Raw genomic sequence first — 18194 nt, 5'->3', positions numbered from 1 at the left:
AGGCGGTCGCAACGGGCTCGTGGGCCTGTGCGGTCGCCCCGCAGCACCACCTGCTGATGACGAAGGCCCCGGTTTCACGTGAAACCGGGGCCTTCGTCGTACACGTTCAGCGGCTGTCAGCCCGCCTGCGGCGTCACCTCGTGGCGGACCAGGTCGGCCAGGGAGAAGGTGCCCGTCGGCTGGTCGTTCTTGCCCAGTAGGTACAGGCGCTTCACCGCCACCAGCACGCCCTCGGCCACCACGTCGCGGAACGCCGGGTTCATCAGGCGCTCGCGGTCGCCCGCGTTGGTCAGGTAGCCCATCTCCACGCGGACCGCCGTGCAGCGGGTCATCCGCAGCATGTCCCACGACCTCGGGTGGGTGCCGCAGTCCTGCATCCCGGTGCGCGCCACGATCTCGCGCTGGATGAAGCCCGCCAGGCCCTCGCCGACCGTGGACGACGTGCCGTTGCCGGTGCCGTAGTGGAAGCTCGCCACGCCCGACGCGTGCGGGGACCGGTTCGCGTCCAGGTGCAGCGACAGGATCAGGTCGGCGCCCGCGTCGTTCGCGAACCTCGCCCGCTCGCTCTCGTCCGGGTTGTTGTTCGGCCCCCTGGTCAGCAGGGCCTCCATGCCGGTGGCGGCCATCTTGCCCTCGAGCAGGCGCGCCAGGTCCAGCATCAGGTCGGCCTCGGCGACGCCGTCGACCACCACGCCGCGGTCGTCACCGCCGTGACCGGGGTCGATGATGATGCGCTTGCCGGACAGCCTCGGGCCCGCCCTGCGCACCCGCTCCTGCTCGCGCAGGAACACCGGCCTGCCGCCGCGCACCTTCGGCTGGAGCTGGCGCAGCGCGCGCACCGTGTCCGGGCCGCACATGCCGTCCACGACGAGGCCGTAGTCGCTCTGGAAGCTGCGCAGGGCCTGCTCGGTCTGCTGGCCGAACTCGCCGTTCGCGCGCCCGGCGTCGTAGCCCAGCTCCAGCAACCGCTCCTGGAGGGTCAGCACGTCGTCGCCGGTCACCGGCTGGGCGATCAGGAACGCCAGCGGGCGGTCGCCGAGCCGGTAGTTCGCGTCGCGCAGCGCGCGGTACGTGGCCGGACCGACCAGGCCGTCGGTGATGAGGCCGCGCTGCTGCTGGAAGGTGCGCACCGCGTGTTCCACCGACAGGTCGAACACCCGTGACGCGTGCGGATCGGTCAGCAGACCCAGCTTGGTGAGGGTGGCCCTGACCTCGGCCACGTCCTGGCCGACATCGCCGCGGCGGAGTAGCAGCATTCACCCCTCGCTCACTACGGGCGTCGACTACGGGCCGACGCTAGACATATCGCTCTATTGTGCCCCTGCCACAGCGGCGGACTCACCCAGGGCTAGCAGGAAACCCACACGGGCCACACGAACGTGGCCCGCCCGCCTTATCGAAAGACGGACGGGCCACGTAACAGAGCTGCGCCCAGTGGGCGTCAGATGTGTCTCAGAGAACGTCGGCGAGGTCGTTCAGCAGCGCCGCCTTCGGCTTGGCGCCCACGATCTGCTTCACGGCGCGACCGCCCTGGAACAGGATCAGGGTGGGCACCGACATGATCTGGTAGTCGCGGGCGATGCCGGGGTTGGCGTCGATGTCCAGCTTCGCGACGGTGATCTTGTCGGCGTGCTCGGCCGCGATCTCCTCCAGCACCGGGGCGACCATCTTGCACGGGCCGCACCAGGTCGCCCAGAAGTCGACCAGGACGGGCTTCTCGCTGGTCAGCACGTCGTCGGCGAAGGTCTTGTCGGACACGACCACGGTCGAGCCTGCCATGTGTTCTCTCCTCGGGTGGGGGTGGGGATCAGCCGGTGGTGGCGGGTTCGCCGTAGCCGCCGCCGACGTGCTCGGCGGTGACGGCGGCCTCGCCCGCGCCGTGCTCGGCCAGCCAGCGCTCGGCGTCGATCGCGGCCGAGCAGCCGGAACCGGCGGCGGTGATGGCCTGGCGGTAGGTGTGGTCCACCAGGTCACCGGCGGCGAACACGCCGTCGACGTTGGTGTAGGTGCTGTGCGGCTGGACCTTGACGTAGCCCTCGTCGTCCACGTCGACCTGGCCGCGCACCAGGGCGCTGCGCGGGTCGTGGCCGATCGCCAGGAAGAAGCCGGTGAACGGGTGCTCGGCGGTCTCGCCGGTCCTGGTGTCGCGGATCTTCAGCCCGGAGACCGCGCCGCCCGTCCCGACGACCTCGGTCACCTCGGAGTTGAGCAGCCACTTGATCTTCTCGTTGGCGCGGGCGCGCTCCAGCATGATCCGCGAGGCGCGGAAGTCCTCACGCCGGTGGATGATCGTGACCGAGCGGGCGAACCGGGTGAGGAAGGTGGCCTCCTCCATCGCGGAGTCGCCACCGCCCAGCACCGCGATGTCCTGGTCGCGGAAGAAGAAGCCGTCGCAGGTCGCGCACGCGGACACGCCGCGACCGAGCAGCTCCTGCTCGCCGGGGACGTTCAGGTAGCGCGCGGCGGCGCCCATCGCCAGCACGACGGCCTTGGCCGCGTAGCGGGTGCCGTTGGCGGTGACGTACTTGACGTCGCCCTCCAGCTCCACCGCGTCCACGTCCTCGGCCCGCAGCTCGGCGCCGAACCGCTTCGCCTGCTCCCGCATCTGCTCCATGAGGTCGGGCCCCATGATGCCGTCCCGGAAACCGGGGAAGTTCTCCACCTCGGTCGTGGTCATCAGCGCGCCGCCGTACTGCGAGCCCTCGAACACCAGCGGTTCGAGCTGCGCGCGGGCGGCGTAGACCGCCGCGGTGTAACCGGCGGGCCCTGATCCCACGATGATCAGGTTCCGAACGTCCGACACCCTACGACCTCCGTTTGACGCGACAGGCGTGCATCGTGCTCAACGGATCGTAGGGCGCGGTAATTCCAGCGGGGCGCAGTGAGGTCGGCAACGGCCCGAGGTGTCGCCCGAGCTGGCGCAGCGCACTCGCCCGTGCCCGCTGCGTCACCACCCGAACCCGGCGCTGGGCGCCCCGACCGCCACCATCGGGTTCCCGGCGCGGCAGGCGGGACTAGCGGTTGATCACCTCGTCGGCCAGCACGCCCGCCGGGTTCGTCGGGCCGCAGGTCTTCGGGTCCAGCACGATCACGCGCCACGAACCGGGCTTGCCGCCCGGCAGGATCGACATCACCGCGTCCCTGCCGTCCAGCTTCACCGGCGCGAAGCCGACCGGCGTCGACGTCACGCCGCCGCCCGCCAGGCACTGCTCCAGCTTCTCCGGGCTCTCCAGCTGCCCGTAGTCCTTCGCCGCGAGCACCTCGCCGAACACCGGGCCGAAGTTGCCGCCCTCCACCTCCGGCACCCCCGGAGAGGTCGACGTGGGGGCCGCGCTCGGCTGGCCGACGACGTTGTCACCGGCGCCCGGCTGCGGCACCACGACCACGGCGACGCCCACCACGGCCGCCGCGGCGGTCAGCAGGCCCGCGCCCCAGCCGAGGCGCTTGCGCCTGCGCGCGGCCAGGTCGACCACGTTCGACGGGGGGTGCGCGGCCGTCCTGGGGGCCACGGGTGCGGCGAAAGCCGGGAGCTGCCGCTGCGCGGGGTAACCCGCCCCAGGGAGCGCGGGAGCGACCGCGGTCTGCTGCGGGATGCCCGGTGCGCCGACCTGCGCAACACGACTGCGCTGTTCGGCTGCGATCACGTCATCCAGTCGGGCGGCGATGTCTTCAGGCATCCGGGGGACCGGGAGGTTGCTCAGCGCACCCAGGTCGCTCAGCGTGGCGTCGAGCGCTGCGAGGATCTCCTGGGCTTCGGCGTCGTCGGCGATGCGCTCGCGGAGCTCGTTCTCCTCCTGCGCTGTGAGGGCGCCGGCGTGCAGGTCCGCCAGTAGGTCGACGGACCACGGCGGCCCCGGACGCCGCACATTGCCGGTCATCGTTCCTCCCACTGACGTTGCTGCTTGACACCATCACCTGGGACGTTCGCACTTGCACTCTGGTTCCGGAGGTGCCCCAGAACTTTGGCCAGCTTGGCCCTGCCGCGGGCGCACCGCGACTTCACCGTCCCCTCGGCGATGCCGAGCAACCGCGCGGTCTCGGCGACCGAGTACCCCTCCACGTCCACCAGGACGATCGGGGCGCGCTGCTCCTCGGGCAACTCGTTCAGCGCAGCCTGGACCACCAACCGGGTTTCCCGTTCACTCATTGCGTCACGCGGAGCAACCGGCTCGCCGGGCCCTGCCTCGGGCAGCGGCACGGTCGGCCTTGTTTGTCGCCGCCGCAACCGGTCCAGGCAGGCGTTCACGACTATTCGGTGCAGCCAGGTCGTGACCTGCGACTCCGCCCGGAACCCGGCCGCGGCCCGGAACGCCGAGATGAACGCCTCCTGGAGCGCGTCGGCGGCCTCGTCCGGGTCGCGCAACGTCCGCAGCGCGACCGCCCACATCCGATCCCGGTGGCGTTTGACCAGCTCGGAGAAGGCGTGGGGGTCACCCGCGGCGTGAGCCGAGATGAGTTCGGCGTCCGAGCTGGCTGCGGCGGTCACGCGGGAGAGCGTATCGGCTCACCGGCGTGCTACCGCCAGTGCGGGTGTGGAATCCCGCCGCCCTCGAAGGCCCCTGACGGCCGAACGGCGGGTCCCCCACAAGTGGGGACCCGCCGTCCGGGAAGAGCGGGCGAGCGTCCTACTGGGCCCGCACGTAGACCACCTCGGCGATCTCGGACTGGCTGCCCCTGTCGTTCTCGGCCAGCTTCGTCACCCACACCAGCAGGTGCTGCGAGGCCTCGTGCTCGCCCAGCTGCAGCTGCGTCTGCCCGGCCGACAGCGTCGCCTGGGCGATCACCTTGGTCTGCTCCAGCGGCGCGTCGTTGGACGGCGCCGTCCGGATCTCCACGACCGTGCCCGCGCTCGGCGACGTCACCGACACCGACGCCATCCGCAGCGGCTCCGCGAACGAGGCCATCAGCCCGATGCCCGGCTTCAGCGCCGGGAACGGCTGCGCGTACTCCTCGGTCTGCCACACCGTGGTCGGGTTGTTGTCCACGGCCCGGTTGGCCCGGTTCGGGTTGTCCGGCTTGTTCGTCACGTCGTACACGCCCACCGCCGCGGGCTGCACCGGCTCGGCGGGCACCGGCGCGTCGGGCTGGCCCGGCTGGGACGACTGGCCGACCACCACGGTCGGCCCGCTGCCCTTGGACGTGTCCGTGCTGAAGAAGCTGACGATCTGGAAGCCCAACCACCCGATGACCACGAGCGTCAGCAGCGCGAGCACGCCGACGCTGATCATCAGCTTCCGGTTGTGCTCCCGCCCGGCGACGGGCCGCTGGGTCGTCCACACGACCCCGTCGTCCTTGCCGCCGCCGACCGGCTCGATCATCGCCGTCTGCGCCTCGGACCGGGAGATCTGGTCCAGCACCTGCAGGATCGCCGCGCTGGTGCGGATGCCGCCCGGCGTGTCCTGGAGGCTCCGCACGGCCACTGACGACAGCTCGTGCGGCAGGAGCGGGTTCAGCGCGCTCGGCGCGACCGGCGAGCCGTCCTGACCGGTCTGCGCCGCCCGGTAGCCCTCGGGCGCGCCGGGCAGCGGCCACCTCGCGGTCAGCAGCAGGTACAGCAGGGCGCCGAGGCCCCGGACGTCGTCGCGCGCGATCGCGTCCGGCCTGGGACCGGGGAACGCCAGCCGCAGCCTGCCCTCCGGGGTGACCCGGACGCGCTGCGGGTGGTCCACGCCGAGCACGAGGCCCGCGTGGTGCGCGCCCTCGACGGCCGCCGCCAGGTGCTCGACCAGCGTGGTCGTCGCGCCCGCGCTCAGCGCCCCGCCCGCCAGCAGCTCCACCAGGTCGGTGCCCTGGGTCCAGTCGGCGACGATGATCGCGAGGATGCCCTCGGTGAACTTCACGCCGTTGCCCGGCGTGAGCACCTCCATCACCCGAGCGACACCGGGGTGGGTGAAGCTGGACGCGTGCATGGCCCGCTCGGCGGTCCGCTTCGCCCGCGTGGCCGCCGCGTGGTCGGTGTGGACCCCGACCAGCACGGTGAGGGCCACGTCGCGGCCCAGCTGCCCGTCACGGGCGTGCCAGAGCTGCGCGTCGCACCGGTTGTCCCGCCCGCACAGCGCCAGCAGCCGGTACCTGCCGTCGCCGATGACCCCGCCGGGAACCAACGGGGTGCTGTGGGCCTGACCGCCGCTCACGCTGCCGAGCGTACGGGAAGTGGACGTCGCCCCGCGTTCACCGGCGACGCACCAGGCGGATCACCTTGTCGAGCGCGGGCTTGACCTCGGGCACCCGGAACAGCGCCATCAGCCCGAAGCTCAGCGGGAGCCCGACGACGGTCTGGACGACCAGCTCGCACGCGGCCGTCGGCACCGGGCTCTCCAGCCCCAGCACCGACACCAGGCCCCACGCGAGACCCGTCGCCACGCCGAACCCGATCGCCGACGCCACCACGGACAGGCACACCGTCCACACGGTGTACCCGGTGCGCAGCCTGCCCAGCCGCACCCGCAGCCACAGCTGGCCGACCAGGCAGCCGACCACGAAGCTCAGCGACATCGCGATGGACACGCCCGCCGCCAGCTTGTCCGGGGGCGAGATCGCCAGGAACGCGTACAGCAACCCGATCCGGACCACGACGATGATCCCCTGGATGATCGTCGGCGTCCGCGCGTCCTTGAGCGCGTAGAACACCCGCAGCTGGAGCAGCGTGATCGCGTACGGCACCAGGCCGAACGCGGACAGCGCCAGCGCCGTGCCGACCCGCTCGCCGCCCTCCAGGCCGGACGCGCCGTGCGAGAACACCGCGACGCCGATCGACACGCCCGCGACCGTCATCAGCGCGCTGAACGGCATGAGCATGATCGCCGACATCCGGTTGCCCAGCGACAGGTCGCCGACCAGGGACTGGGTGTCGTCCTCGGCCGCCGCCCTGCTCATCTTGGGCATCAGCGCGGTCAGCAGCGACACGCCCAGCACGCCGTACGGCACCTGCGCGACGAGCCACTGGAAGTTGTACGCGGTCAGCGCGCCCTCGCCGTTCATGGCGACGCGGGTCAGCACGATCATGCTGACGAAGCCGAGGCCCACGTACAGCAGCACCCAGAACGCCAGCCCGCCGAACTCGGCGAGCCTGCGGTCCCAGCCCCACCGCCAGCGGAACTTGAACCCGGTCCGCTTCATCGCGGGCAGCAGCACCGACGCCTGCACCGCGACGCCGAGCATCGTGCCGAGGCCCAGGATCAGCAGCTTCGGCTCGCCCATCCGCACCGGGTCCATCGAGATCTCGCCGGGGACCAGCGCGTAGACCGCCAGGGTCACGATCACCACGACGTTGTTCAGCACCGGGGCCCAGGTGGGCAGGCCGAACACGTTCTTGGTGTTCAGGATCGCGCCCAGCAGCGCCGACAGGCCGTAGAACACGATGCCCGGCAGCACCAGGTAGGCGAAGGCGGTGACCAGCTCGGGCCTCGCCTGGTCCGCGTCGCCGACGAACAGCGCCGTCAGCAGCGGGGCGCAGGCGAGCGCGATGAGCGTGCCGATGCCCAGCAGCGTCACCGCCATGGTGATCAGCCACTGCGCGTAGGACTCCCCGCCGTCGGGGTCCTCCTTCTCGGCGCGCACCAGCATCGGGATGGCCACGCTGGTGAGCACGCCGCCGAGCAGCAGCTCGTTGATCATCGTGGGCAGCGTGGTCGCCGCCTGGTACGAGTCGTTCAGCGCGCCCGAGCCGATGATCGTGATGAGCATCAGCTTGGACAGCAGGCCGGAGGCGCGGCTGACGATCGTGGCGATGGCCATCGAGCCGCTGGCCTGCGCCAGCGACGGCCCTTGCTTGGACTGCTCTCGTGCTGTGGTGGGTCCGCTCAACTCGCGCTCGACTTCTCCGGCGTGGCCGGCATCTGGTCCTCGTGCTTGGTCTCGTTCGCCACCTGCGCGGCCGCCGCCCGCGACGCCCGCACCCGCCGGTAGATCCGGCGCCCGGACAGCAGGACGAGCAGCGCCGCCGCCGCGCCCGTGATGACGATGGTGATGGTCCCGTAGGAGTTGGAGGACACCTCCAGCCGGGCGCGGTCGCCCAGCTCGATGCCGTTCGGCGTGGTCAGCCGCACGTGCACGCTGAACTTGCCGAACCGCAGCGCCTCCAGCGGCACCATGACCTGGCGCGCGCCGCGCGCGGGCAGCACCAGGTCCGGCATCTGCGTCACGGTGACGCCGGGGACGTCCTCGACGACGACCCGCACCGTGACGCGCACGTCCAGCTTGTTGGAGATGTTCACCGGCAGCGGGCTGTTGTCCGAGCCGAGCAGGATCGGGCTGGCCGGCTCCGCCACCGTGACCTGGGACTCCAGGCCGTCGATGCGGTCGAGGCCGATGGTCAGCGCGCGCCGGGCCGCGGCCTCGTCGCCGCGCCACGCCCCGGAGGCCGCGCGCAGCAGCGCCAGCCGGAGCGGGGCCACCAGGTCCTCGGGCTTGGCGGCCTCGGCGTCCTGCTGGCTCATGGCGGACGCGATGTCCTGCACGCCGCGCCACGCACGGGCCAGCTCGGTGGTCACCGCCGGGGACACCTCGGTGGCGCCCGCCTCGACCGGGTAGCTCAGCGCCGCGCTCTGCCCGCCGGGCGTGGTGTCCAGCAGCGACTCCAGGCCCGCCGGCTTGGCGTAGCCGCCCGCCACCAGCGACTTCATCGTCTGCAGGAACATGGAGATCTCGCCCTCGGGGGCGTTCCACCGCCGGGGCGGGGCGACCACGACGTTCTGGTCGTTGCCCTGGAACCCGGTGCGGAACGCCAGCGCCGCGAGCGCGTTCTGCACCGACACGGCCTGCTCGGTGCTGGCCGTGGTGGCGCCCGCGATCGGGCTGGCCGAGCCGACCAGCGCGTCGGACACCATGGTGTCGACGCGGGCGGCCGAGGCCTTCTTGTCCCCGCCGACGGTCACCGGACCGGTGCCCGTCGTGCCCGCGACGGCGGGCTGCTCCAGCACGAGGCCGGTGACGCCCTGGCCGGTCAGCCGGTCGAGGGTGGCCTGGTCGAGGACGCCGTCCTCGGGCCACACCACGCCCTGCAGCGGCTTCTGGGACTCCAGCACGTCGCCGACCACCTGCGCGCCCTCGGTCAGCGCGTTCGAGGCCAGGTCGCCGAGCCCGGCGCGGTTCAGCGCCACCAGGTCGGCGTCCGCGTCGGCCAGCGCGACCACGCACTTGCCGGACACCTGCCTGCGCAGCTGGTCCAGCCACAGCTTGGCGTCGTCGGCGCCCTTGCCCGCGCCGAGGCCGCGCACCTGGTAGCCCTGGGACATGATCTTGACGGTGCGCAGCAGGTCGGGGTCGACGGCCAGGCAGACCGACCCGGTCAGCTCGCCGTCCAGCGCCGACTTGTAGCCCTCCAGCAGGCCGTACAGCCTGCCGCCGCGCGCCAGCGAGGCCGCGAGCTCGTCGTCGGTCAGCACCGACCGGTCACCGGGGAGCTGCTCGACCAGGCGCGGCCGGTCGGCCAGCGGCCACAGCAGCGTCAGCCTCGAACCGCCGCCCGGCGCGTTCTGCGTCGAACCGCCGGGGACGGTCAGGACCGGCAGCAGCGTGCTGAGCGCGGCCAGCCGCGCCCGCCCGCCGAAGTCCGGGGTTCCGTTGATGTTGGCCAGCACCGGGTAGATGCCGGGCTCGTCCACCCGCAGCGACTTGGGGTCGTTGCCGTGCAGCGGCACGGTCAGGGTGAAGTCCTTGCTCTCGCCGCGCTCCAGCTTGTCGGCGATCTTGGTGAACAGCGGCTGCTCGACCTCGGAGTCGGCGCCCTCGCGCAGCGCCGTGCGAACTTCCTCCTCCTTGGTCAGCGCGTTGCCGCGCTCCAGCCTCAGGTCGATGTCGCGCAGCAGGCGGTCACCGACGTTGGTGACCTTGCCGCTGATCGTGACCGAGTCGCTGCTGCCCGCCATCACCACGCGCGGGCTGAGCTGCTCCACATCGAGCCTGAGGAAGGTCTGCGGCTGCGGACCTTGCTTCGACACCGCCCGCGTGGCCCAGACCTGGGTCGCGGGTGGTGGTTCTCCGATGGTGCTGCGGGCTTCCGCCTCCGGGGAGTCGGCGCTCGCCGCGGGCGCGGTGGTCGCACCCGCGACGAGCAGCGTCGACACCGCGGCCAGCACGGACAGCAGCCGTTTCACGCCGACTCCGCTCCATCCAGGTCAACGCCGAACTCGGCGAGCAGTTCGGCGGCGCGGCGCACCAGGCGCCGCTCGTCCGCGTAGGCGAGCCGTTCGTCCAGTTCGCCAAGGGGCACCCACGCCACCTCGGTGACCTCCACGTCTTCGTCGGAAAGGTCGCCGCCCAGCGCTTCGAGGAGGAAGTGGTGGACGGTCTTGTGGACCCTGCGGTCCTCGGCTGCGAACCAGTAGTCGATCGAGCCGAGCCGCCGCATTACCCTGCTATGAATACCGGTTTCCTCCCGGACCTCTCGCACCGCGGTCCGCTCCGGGGTCTCACCAGGCTCTATGTGCCCCTTCGGCAGCGACCACAGGAGCCTGCCGCGCCGATCCAGCCGCCCGATGACGGCCGCGCGGCCTCGGGTGACGTCCACCACGAGCCCTCCCGCGGACGTCTCGTCCACCGACTTCAACCGCCGACCGCGCCGCCGGGGCCTGCGCCTCGGGGCCGGTCCGCCGGTGCCGCCGGACGACTGGGACATGGCCCTGATGGTAGTGCGGGGGCGACGCCACGGGCCGTCTCCCGATCATCGCCGGGGGTAACCGCTTTGCCAGGGCGGATACGCTGCCTCTTCGTGTCTGGTTCGAACGCGTCCACCGCTCAGGACAATGCCCTCGTGGAGCTGCTCAGCGACCTCCCCGTGGCCGACGAGCTCGCCGCCCGCTTCGCCGAAGCGGGGCACCGGCTGTACCTCGTCGGCGGGAGCGTGCGCGACGCGCTGCTCGGGCGGTCGTCCGGGGGTGACTTCGACCTGGACTTCACCACCGACGCGCGACCGGAGCAGATCCAGCGGCTGCTGTCCGGCTGGGCCGACGGGCTGTGGGACACCGGCATCGCGTTCGGCACGGTCGGCGCGACCAAGCACGGCCGGACCGTCGAGATCACGACCTTCCGCGCGGACTCCTACGACGGGGTGACCCGCAACCCCGAGGTGACCTTCGGCGACACCGTCGAGGGCGACCTGGTCCGGCGCGACTTCACGGTCAACGCGATGGCGTTCGACGTGGCGGCCCGCGAGCTGATCGACCCGACCGGCGGTCGCGAGGCGCTCGCCGCGATGGTGCTGGACACGCCCGCGACGCCGCAGCAGTCGTTCGGCGACGACCCGCTGCGGATGCTGCGCGCGGCCCGGTTCGTGTCGCAGATCGGGTTCACGCCCGCCGACCGGGTGGTCGAGGCGATGACCGCCATGGCGGGCGAGCTGGAGCGGATCACGCCGGAGCGGGTGCAGCAGGAGCTGTCGAAGCTGCTGTGCGGCGCGCACCCGAGGCGCGGCGTCGAGCTGTTCGAGTCCACCGGGCTCGCGGCCGTGGTGCTGCCCGAGCTGCCCGCGATGCGGCTGGAGATCGACGAGCACCACCAGCACAAGGACGTGTTCGACCACTCGCTGGTCGTGCTCCAGCAGGCGATCGACCTGGAGGACGAGGACAACTCCCCCGACCTGGTGCTGCGGCTCGCGGCGCTGCTGCACGACATCGGCAAGCCGGGGACGCGGCGGTTCGAGTCCGGCGGCGGCGTCTCGTTCCACCACCACGAGGTGCTGGGCGCGAAGATGGTGCGCAAGCGCTTGCGGGCGCTGCGGTACTCCAAGGAGGTCGTGGAGGAGGTCGCCCAGCTGGTGTACCTCCACCTGCGGTTCCACGGGTACGGCAACGGCGAGTGGACCGACTCGGCGGTGCGCCGCTACGCCACCGACGCGGGTCCGCTGCTGAGCAGGCTGCACAAGCTCGTGCGGGCCGACTGCACCACGCGCAACAAGCGCAAGGCGAACGCCCTCCAGCGCACGTACGACGGCCTTGAGGAGCGGATCGACCGGCTGGCCGCCGAGGAGGACCTGCGCCGGGTGCGTCCTGACCTGGACGGCAACGAGATCATGCGGCTGCTCGGGCTGCCGCCGGGGCCGCAGGTCGGGCGGGCGTGGAAGTTCCTCAAGGAGCTGCGGCTGGACCGGGGGCCGCTGGACCGCGACGAGGCCGAGGTGGAGCTGCTGGCCTGGGCGCGCGCCGAGGGCATCGGGTCGGTGGGATCCCAGGCCGCTGCCGGAGCGGCCTGGGCGTCCGGTGGGGCGGCGGCCGAGGGGGTGCCCGAAGGGGCTGACTCCGCGGGCGCTCCCGAGGTCGAGTAGCGGCAAAGCCCTGGTCAGGGCGCTGCGGGCGGGAACAGGCCCGAGCGCAATGACCACCCGGAGTGACCAATTTGCTCCGAAGTGTTAGCGAAGTGTCTGCCGGTTGCGAGAGCATGACCCTGTGTGCGCCCGACGCGCACAGGGGGTGATGACGCATGAACGCCTGGGGACTGTCCGCCACTCGCGGCACCCGGTTGCCGGACCTCGAACTGCTCGACGAGCGGCAGCGGGCCGTGCTGCGCTGCCTGGCCAGGGGGTTGGCCGACCACGAGATCGCCGGGGTGCTCCGGCTGACCAGCAGGCAGGTCGGCGGGGAGGTGGCGGAGATCCTGCGCAGGCTCAACCTGCGCGACCGGATCTCCGCCGTCGTCTTCGCCCACGAGGCGGGGATGATCCGGATGCCGCTACCGGTGCCCCGCTGAGCCGCCGCCCGGCCGGGCGAGCAGCAGGTGGCCGAGCGCGCCGACCGGGTGGACCAGCGCCGCGGCCAGCACCAGGCCGGGCGAGCGGCCGTCGTGGGCCACCAGCGCGGCGGCCACCGACACGGCGACGACCTGCGTGACGTTGAAGAGGGTGTCGTAGAGCGCGAACACCCGCCCGCGCACCTCGTCGCCGATCTCGGCCTGCACCGCCGCGTCCGCGCAGAGCTTCACCACCTGGCCCGCGAAGGTCAGCAGGAACGCCGCCGCGAGCACGGCGGGCAGCCGCATCGGCAGCCCGAGCCCGAGCTGGGTGAGGGCGGCGAGCCCGAGCGCGCCCGGAACGACCCGCGCGCGGCCGAGCGCGCCCACGAGCCGGTCGGTGACCAGGCCCGCCAGCAGCACGCCCGCGCCACCGCAGGCGGCGACCTGGCCGAGCCCGGCCAGCCCCGCGCGGAACGGGCCCTGGTCGGTGAACGAGTTGCGCATCAGCAGCAGCGTGACCACCAGCGACATCCCGAACGCCATCCGGTGCGCCACCAGCGCGGCCAGCGCCGACCGCACCGCGGGCGTCCGCAGCACGGCCCCGCCCCCGTCCAGGAGGCCGTGCGCGACGGCGGTGAGCGTGCGGGTGGCGCCGGGGTCGGTGCCGGTGTCCGGGCCGAGCGCGTCCCGCGCGAACCCGGCGGCCAGCGCGGCGGCCAGCAGCGAGCCCGCCGCCGCGCACGCGGTGGTCCAGGCCGAGCCGCCGTCGCCCGCGCCGAGCGCCCCGCGCAGCAGCACGGCCGTGGCCGCGCCCACGACGGCGGTCACCGAGCCCGCCGTGGTGGCGACCGCGTTCGCCTCGACCAGGTGCGCGCGCGGGACCACGTGCGGCAGCGAGGCGGACAGCCCCGACCCGGTGAACCGGCTGACCCCGGTGACCAGCAGCGCCGCCGCGTAGAGCGGGACGCCGTCCAGCCCCGAGCCCACGGCCGAGGCGGTCAGCAGCACGAACAGCGCCCGCAGCAGCGCGGCGACCACCAGAACCCGCCGCCGGTCCCACCGGTCGAGCAGCGCGCCCGCGAACGGCCCGAGCAGCGAGTACGGCAGCAGCAGGACGGCGAACCCGGCCGCGATGGCCCCCGGCTCGGCCTCCCGCTCGGGGTTGAACAGCACCGCCCCGGCCAGGCCCGCCTGGAACAGGCCGTCACCCCACTGGGCGGCGAGGCGGGTGGCGAGGAGCCTGCGGAAGCCGGGGGCGGCGAGGAGCCCTCGGACCCCGAGGTGGCGCACCCCCGCGTCGGCGCTGGTCACGGACCGAGGGTAGGTCGGGTCGGCGGGCGGCGACGGGTGAGCGGCCCCGCGGCTCTCGCTCCGCGTCGCCACGCGGGCGGTTCTGGGATCATGGGGCCCGTGGGTGCTGATGCCGAGGTCGAACCGGGTTCGCTGCTGGTCGCGGCGCCGACCCTCAACGACTCGAACTTCCGCCGTACGGTCGTCTACGTCATCGACCACCGCGGCGAGGGCTCACTGGGGGTCGTGCTGAACCGGCCCTCCGAAGTGGCCGTGCACGACGTCCTGCCCGCCTGGGGGCCGCACGTGTCGCGCCCGCAGGCGGTGTTCATCGGCGGCCCGGTCGAGCAGAAGACCGCGCTCTGCCTGGCGGCGCTGCGCCCCGGCGAGGACCACCGCTCGCTGGACGGCGTGGTCGGCGTGCACGGGCCGGTCGCGCTGGTCGACCTGGACTCGGAGCCCGAGTCGCTGCTCCCCCGCGTGCGCGGCCTGCGGGTGTTCGCCGGGTACGCGGGCTGGGGCGAGGGGCAGCTGGAGGGCGAGGTGGAGCGGGAGGACTGGATCGTGGTGCCCGGTCTGCCCGACGACGTGCTGTCGCCGCCGGGCGTCGACCTGTGGGGTCGGGTGCTGCGCCGCCAGGGGATGCCGACGGCGCTGCTCGCCACCTACCCCGAGGACGTCCGCCGCAACTGAGCGGACCGCCGGGAGAGGCCGCTCAGGCCCTGGTCAGGACGCTGCAACCGCCACCGGCGCAGGCGCAGCCGCCGCACCCGGCCGCGGGCTCGGGCTCCGGGACGGCCTCGGCCGCGCGGTGGCCGAGCACGCCACCGGCCGCGCCGATGCCGATCGCGCCGACCAGCCCGACCAGGCCGACGACCAGCGCGGTCTCCGGGGCGAGCAGCGCGGCGATCCCGGCCAGCACGGCGATGGCGGCGGCGACCAGGTTCGGCACGCCCGCCACCCGGTTGGCGAGGGCGAACGTCTCGTCGTCGCGCAGCGACGCCTTCGAGCGCACTCCCAGGAAGCGGTTGCGGGGCAGGGTGCCGCGCAGACCCAGGACCCCGGCCGCACCGAGCGGCAGGCCGACCAGGAGCAGCACCACGAACAGGACGATGTTCACGCTGACGAGGGTAGGCGCGCCGCGCGCGATCCACAGCGCCGCCCCGTGCTCGTCACCACCGGACGTGGTATCGCACTGATCACAGCCGTCGCCACCCACCGCGTTGATCAGCGGTGATCCGGTCACCCAACGCTACGAAGTTGCGCGGCGCTGCTACCGTTGAGCCATGAGCACGGCGCGCCTGCTCCTTAGCAAGCCGCGCTGACCGGTCGACTCCTGGTCCGCGCGGCAACCCCTCATGCCTGTCATCGGCTGGGGGGTTTCGTCATGTCAGGGGCAGGGATAGGGAGAGGGAACTCCGATGAGCACGGAACCGGCGGCTGACACGCCCGCCTACCGCTACACGGCGGCGCTGGCGAACGAGATCGAGCAGCGGTGGCAGCGGCGCTGGGAGGAGCGCGGCACCTTCCACGCGCCGAACCCGTCCGGTCAGCTCAAGGGCGAGGTCCCCGCCGACAAGCTGTTCGTGCAGGACATGTTCCCGTACCCGTCCGGCGCCGGCCTGCACGTCGGCCACCCGCTGGGCTTCATCGGCACGGACGTGTACGCGCGGTACCACCGGATGACCGGCCGGAACGTGCTGCACACGATGGGCTTCGACGCGTTCGGCCTGCCCGCCGAGCAGTACGCGGTGCGCACCGGCCAGCACCCGCGCGAGACCACCAAGGCCAACATCGAGACCTACCTGCGCCAGATCCGCAGGCTGGGCCTGGGCCACGACGAGCGCCGCCGCATCTCCACGATCGACCCGGACTACTACCGCTGGACCCAGTGGATCTTCCTGCAGATCTACAACTCCTGGTTCGACGCGGACGTGAAGAAGGCCAGGCCGATCGCCGAGCTGGTCGAGCGGTTCAAGTCCGGCGAGCGCGCCACCCCGGACGGCCGCCCGTGGGCCGAGCTGTCCGCGGCCGAGCAGCAGAAGGTCCTGGGCGAGCACCGCCTGGCCTACCTGTCCGAGGCCCCGGTGAACTGGTGCCCCGGCCTGGGCACGGTGCTGGCCAACGAGGAGGTCACCTCCGACGGCCGCAGCGAGCGCGGCAACTTCCCGGTGTTCCGCCGCAACCTGCGCCAGTGGATGATGCGGATCACCGCCTACTCGGACCGCCTGGTCGACGACCTGGACCGGCTGGACTGGCCGGAGAAGGTCAAGTCCATGCAGCGCAACTGGATCGGCCGCTCCAACGGCGCGCGGGTCCGGTTCGAGGTTCGGGCCGGTGAGGGCGCCGTCGGCGCCGACGAGCGGATCGAGGTCTTCACGACCCGCCCCGACACCCTGTTCGGCGCCACCTACGTCGTGCTGGCCCCCGAGCACCCGCTGGTCGACGCGATCGCCTCCCCCGCGCAGGCGGGCGCGATCGCCGCCTACCGCGCCGAGGTGGCCCGCAAGTCCGAGCTGGACCGGCAGGAGAGCAAGGAGAAGACCGGCGTCCCCATCGGCGCGGTCGCGGTCAACCCGGTCAACGGCGCCGAGCTGCCCGTCTACGTCGCCGACTACGTGCTGATGGGCTACGGCACCGGCGCGATCATGGCGGTGCCCGGCCAGGACCAGCGCGACTGGGACTTCGCCAAGGCGTTCGACCTGCCGATCATCCGCACCGTCCAGCCCACCGAGGGCTTCGAGGGCGAGGCGTTCACCGGCGTCGGCCCCGCGATCAACTCCGGCTTCCTGGACGGCATGGACGTCGCCGAGGCCAAGAAGGCGATCATCGCCTGGCTGGAGGAGCGCGGCGCGGGCGAGGGCACCGTGCAGTACAAGCTGCGCGACTGGCTGTTCTCCCGGCAGCGGTACTGGGGCGAGCCCTTCCCGATCGTCTACGACGAGGACGGCACCCCGATCGCGCTGCCCGAGTCGCACCTGCCGGTCGTGCTGCCCGAGGTGGACGACTACTCGCCGCGCACCTTCGAGCCGGACGACGCGAACTCCGAGCCGTCCCCGCCGCTGACCCGCGCGCAGGAGTGGGTGGAGGTCGAGCTGGACCTGGGCGACGGGCCCAAGCGGTACCGCCGCGAGACCAACACCATGCCCAACTGGGCCGGTTCCTGCTGGTACCAGCTGCGCTACGTCGACCCGACCGAGCCCGGCCGGTTCGTGGACGCCGAGAACGAGCAGTACTGGCTGGGCCCGCGCCCTGCCGAGCACGGCGCGAACGACCCCGGCGGCGTCGACCTGTACATCGGCGGCGTCGAGCACGCGGTGCTGCACCTGCTGTACTCGCGGTTCTGGCAGAAGGTGCTGTTCGACCTGGGCCACGTGTCCGGCGACGAGCCGTACCGCAGGCTGTTCAACCAGGGCTACATCGAGGCGTACGCGTACACCGACGCGCGCGGCGCGTACGTGACCGCCGAGGAGGTCGTGGAGAAGGACGGCAAGTTCTTCCACGACGGCGCCGAGGTCTCCCGCGAGTACGGGAAGATGGGCAAGAGCCTGAAGAACGTCGTCACGCCGGACGAGATGTGCGCGAACTACGGCGCCGACACGTTCCGGGTGTACGAGATGTCGATGGGCCCGATGGACGTGTCGCGGCCGTGGGCGACCAAGGACGTCGTGGGCGCGCAGCGGTTCCTGCAGCGGCTGTGGCGCAACCTGGTCGACGAGGACAGCGGCGAGCTGCGGGTGGCCGACGTCGAGCCGTCCGAGGACGCGCTGCGGCTGCTGCACAAGACCATCGCGGGCGTGCACGACGACTACGCGAACCTGCGCTACAACACGGCGGTCGCGAAGCTGATCGAGCTGAACAACCACGTCACCAAGCATTACCCGGCGGGCGCGCCGAGGGCGCTGGCCGGTCCGGTCGTGCAGCTGCTGGCCCCGCTGGCGCCGCACGTGGCGGAGGAGCTGTGGGAGCGGCTGGGCGGCGGCGGTGACTCGCTGGCGCACGGGCCGTTCCCGGTGGCCGAGGAGCGCTACCTGGTGGAGGACACCGTCCTGTACCCGGTGCAGGTGGGAGGCAAGGTCAAGGCGCGGGTGACGGTGTCGGCGTCCGCCTCGCCGGACGAGGTGAAGGCCGCCGCGCTGGGCGACCCGGCGGTGGCGGCGCTGCTGACCGGCGAGCCGAGGAAGGTCATCGTGGTGCCGGGCAGGCTGGTCAACATCGTGCTGTGACGCGCTGTGCTG

At 72.5% G+C, this 18194-nt stretch carries 15 protein-coding genes; 4 read left to right on the top strand and 11 right to left on the bottom strand.

Annotated elements, in window-relative coordinates; all coding sequences use genetic code 11:
* Positions 1-116: 116 nt before the first annotated feature.
* The 9 genes from AMIR_RS35120 to AMIR_RS35080 form a co-directional block, all read right to left on the bottom strand.
* Positions 117-1256: an N-acetylmuramoyl-L-alanine amidase gene (locus tag AMIR_RS35120; RefSeq protein ID WP_015805755.1), complete on the bottom strand. Its 1140-nt coding sequence runs from the start codon at positions 1254-1256 to the stop codon at positions 117-119.
* Between the two features lie 196 nt (positions 1257-1452).
* Positions 1453-1779: a thioredoxin gene (gene trxA, locus AMIR_RS35115; RefSeq protein WP_015805754.1), complete on the bottom strand. Its 327-nt coding sequence runs from the start codon at positions 1777-1779 to the stop codon at positions 1453-1455.
* Between the two features lie 28 nt (positions 1780-1807).
* Positions 1808-2803 carry a thioredoxin-disulfide reductase gene (gene trxB / locus AMIR_RS35110; protein ID WP_015805753.1) on the bottom strand — a complete coding sequence of 332 codons (996 nt, stop codon included), beginning with the start codon at positions 2801-2803 and terminating at the stop codon, positions 1808-1810.
* A gap of 211 nt (positions 2804-3014) precedes the next feature.
* Positions 3015-3878, bottom strand: coding sequence for an anti-sigma factor family protein (locus AMIR_RS39850; protein ID WP_015805752.1), 864 nt, complete (start codon positions 3876-3878; stop codon positions 3015-3017).
* Positions 3875-4486, bottom strand: coding sequence for an RNA polymerase sigma factor SigM (gene sigM / locus AMIR_RS35100; protein WP_015805751.1), 612 nt, complete (start codon positions 4484-4486; stop codon positions 3875-3877). The genes AMIR_RS39850 and sigM overlap by 4 nt, the downstream gene beginning before the upstream one ends.
* 139 nt (positions 4487-4625) lie before the next feature.
* The gene (locus AMIR_RS35095) at positions 4626-6134 is read right to left on the bottom strand and encodes a protein kinase family protein (protein ID WP_015805750.1); all 1509 of its coding nucleotides are present in this window, start codon (positions 6132-6134) and stop codon (positions 4626-4628) included.
* 37 nt (positions 6135-6171) lie between these two features.
* The gene (gene murJ, locus AMIR_RS35090; protein ID WP_041837219.1) at positions 6172-7806 is read right to left on the bottom strand and encodes a murein biosynthesis integral membrane protein MurJ; all 1635 of its coding nucleotides are present in this window, start codon (positions 7804-7806) and stop codon (positions 6172-6174) included.
* On the bottom strand, positions 7803-10097 hold the full coding sequence (locus AMIR_RS35085) for a DUF6049 family protein (protein WP_015805748.1): 2295 nt from the start codon (positions 10095-10097) through the stop codon (positions 7803-7805). The genes murJ and AMIR_RS35085 overlap by 4 nt, the downstream gene beginning before the upstream one ends.
* A complete protein-coding gene (locus AMIR_RS35080; protein ID WP_015805747.1) occupies positions 10094-10618 on the bottom strand; it encodes an NUDIX hydrolase in 525 nt (174 codons plus the stop codon). Before AMIR_RS35080 ends, AMIR_RS35085 begins: the two co-directional genes overlap by 4 nt.
* A 93-nt stretch (positions 10619-10711) precedes the next feature.
* Between AMIR_RS35080 and AMIR_RS35075 the strand changes: the two genes are divergently transcribed.
* The gene (locus AMIR_RS35075; protein WP_342626575.1) at positions 10712-12262 is read left to right on the top strand and encodes a CCA tRNA nucleotidyltransferase; all 1551 of its coding nucleotides are present in this window, start codon (positions 10712-10714) and stop codon (positions 12260-12262) included.
* A gap of 155 nt (positions 12263-12417) precedes the next feature.
* Positions 12418-12684: a response regulator transcription factor gene (locus tag AMIR_RS35070; protein ID WP_049797044.1), complete on the top strand. Its 267-nt coding sequence runs from the start codon at positions 12418-12420 to the stop codon at positions 12682-12684.
* Here AMIR_RS35070 and AMIR_RS35065 read toward each other — a convergent pair.
* A complete protein-coding gene (locus tag AMIR_RS35065) occupies positions 12667-13977 on the bottom strand; it encodes an MFS transporter (RefSeq protein ID WP_015805745.1) in 1311 nt (436 codons plus the stop codon). The two genes, AMIR_RS35070 and AMIR_RS35065, sit on opposite strands and share 18 nt — an antisense overlap.
* Before the next feature lie 90 nt (positions 13978-14067).
* On the opposite strand from AMIR_RS35065, the gene AMIR_RS35060 reads away from it, so the two are divergent.
* Positions 14068-14649: a YqgE/AlgH family protein gene (locus AMIR_RS35060; protein ID WP_015805744.1), complete on the top strand. Its 582-nt coding sequence runs from the start codon at positions 14068-14070 to the stop codon at positions 14647-14649.
* A gap of 22 nt (positions 14650-14671) precedes the next feature.
* On the opposite strand, the gene AMIR_RS35055 is transcribed toward AMIR_RS35060, so the two are convergent.
* Positions 14672-15076 (bottom strand): SdpI family protein, encoded by a 405-nt coding sequence (locus AMIR_RS35055; RefSeq protein ID WP_240438771.1) that lies wholly within the window; start codon positions 15074-15076, stop codon positions 14672-14674.
* Between the two features lie 301 nt (positions 15077-15377).
* Here AMIR_RS35055 and leuS point away from each other — a divergent pair, with 301 nt between their 5' ends.
* Complete coding sequence (leuS, locus tag AMIR_RS35050) at positions 15378-18182, top strand: leucine--tRNA ligase (protein WP_015805742.1); 2805 nt, start codon at positions 15378-15380, stop codon at positions 18180-18182.
* The last annotated feature ends 12 nt before the right edge of the window (positions 18183-18194 follow it).

It is taken from the genome of Actinosynnema mirum DSM 43827, assembly GCF_000023245.1.
Classification (GTDB): domain Bacteria; phylum Actinomycetota; class Actinomycetes; order Mycobacteriales; family Pseudonocardiaceae; genus Actinosynnema; species Actinosynnema mirum.
Note: the sequence above shows the minus strand (reverse complement) of the source record. Positions and strands in the feature narration are given on the sequence as shown.

Coding starts and splice junctions, on each gene's coding strand:
- AMIR_RS35120 (WP_015805755.1), bottom strand. CDS start 1,256: ATGCTGCTACTCCGCCGCGGCGATGTCGGCCAGGACGTGGCCGAGGTC.
- trxA (WP_015805754.1), bottom strand. CDS start 1,779: ATGGCAGGCTCGACCGTGGTCGTGTCCGACAAGACCTTCGCCGACGAC.
- AMIR_RS39850 (WP_015805752.1), bottom strand. CDS start 3,878: ATGACCGGCAATGTGCGGCGTCCGGGGCCGCCGTGGTCCGTCGACCTA.
- AMIR_RS35080 (WP_015805747.1), bottom strand. CDS start 10,618: ATGTCCCAGTCGTCCGGCGGCACCGGCGGACCGGCCCCGAGGCGCAGG.
- AMIR_RS35070 (WP_049797044.1), top strand. CDS start 12,418: ATGAACGCCTGGGGACTGTCCGCCACTCGCGGCACCCGGTTGCCGGAC.
- AMIR_RS35060 (WP_015805744.1), top strand. CDS start 14,068: ATGGGGCCCGTGGGTGCTGATGCCGAGGTCGAACCGGGTTCGCTGCTG.
- leuS (WP_015805742.1), top strand. CDS start 15,378: ATGAGCACGGAACCGGCGGCTGACACGCCCGCCTACCGCTACACGGCG.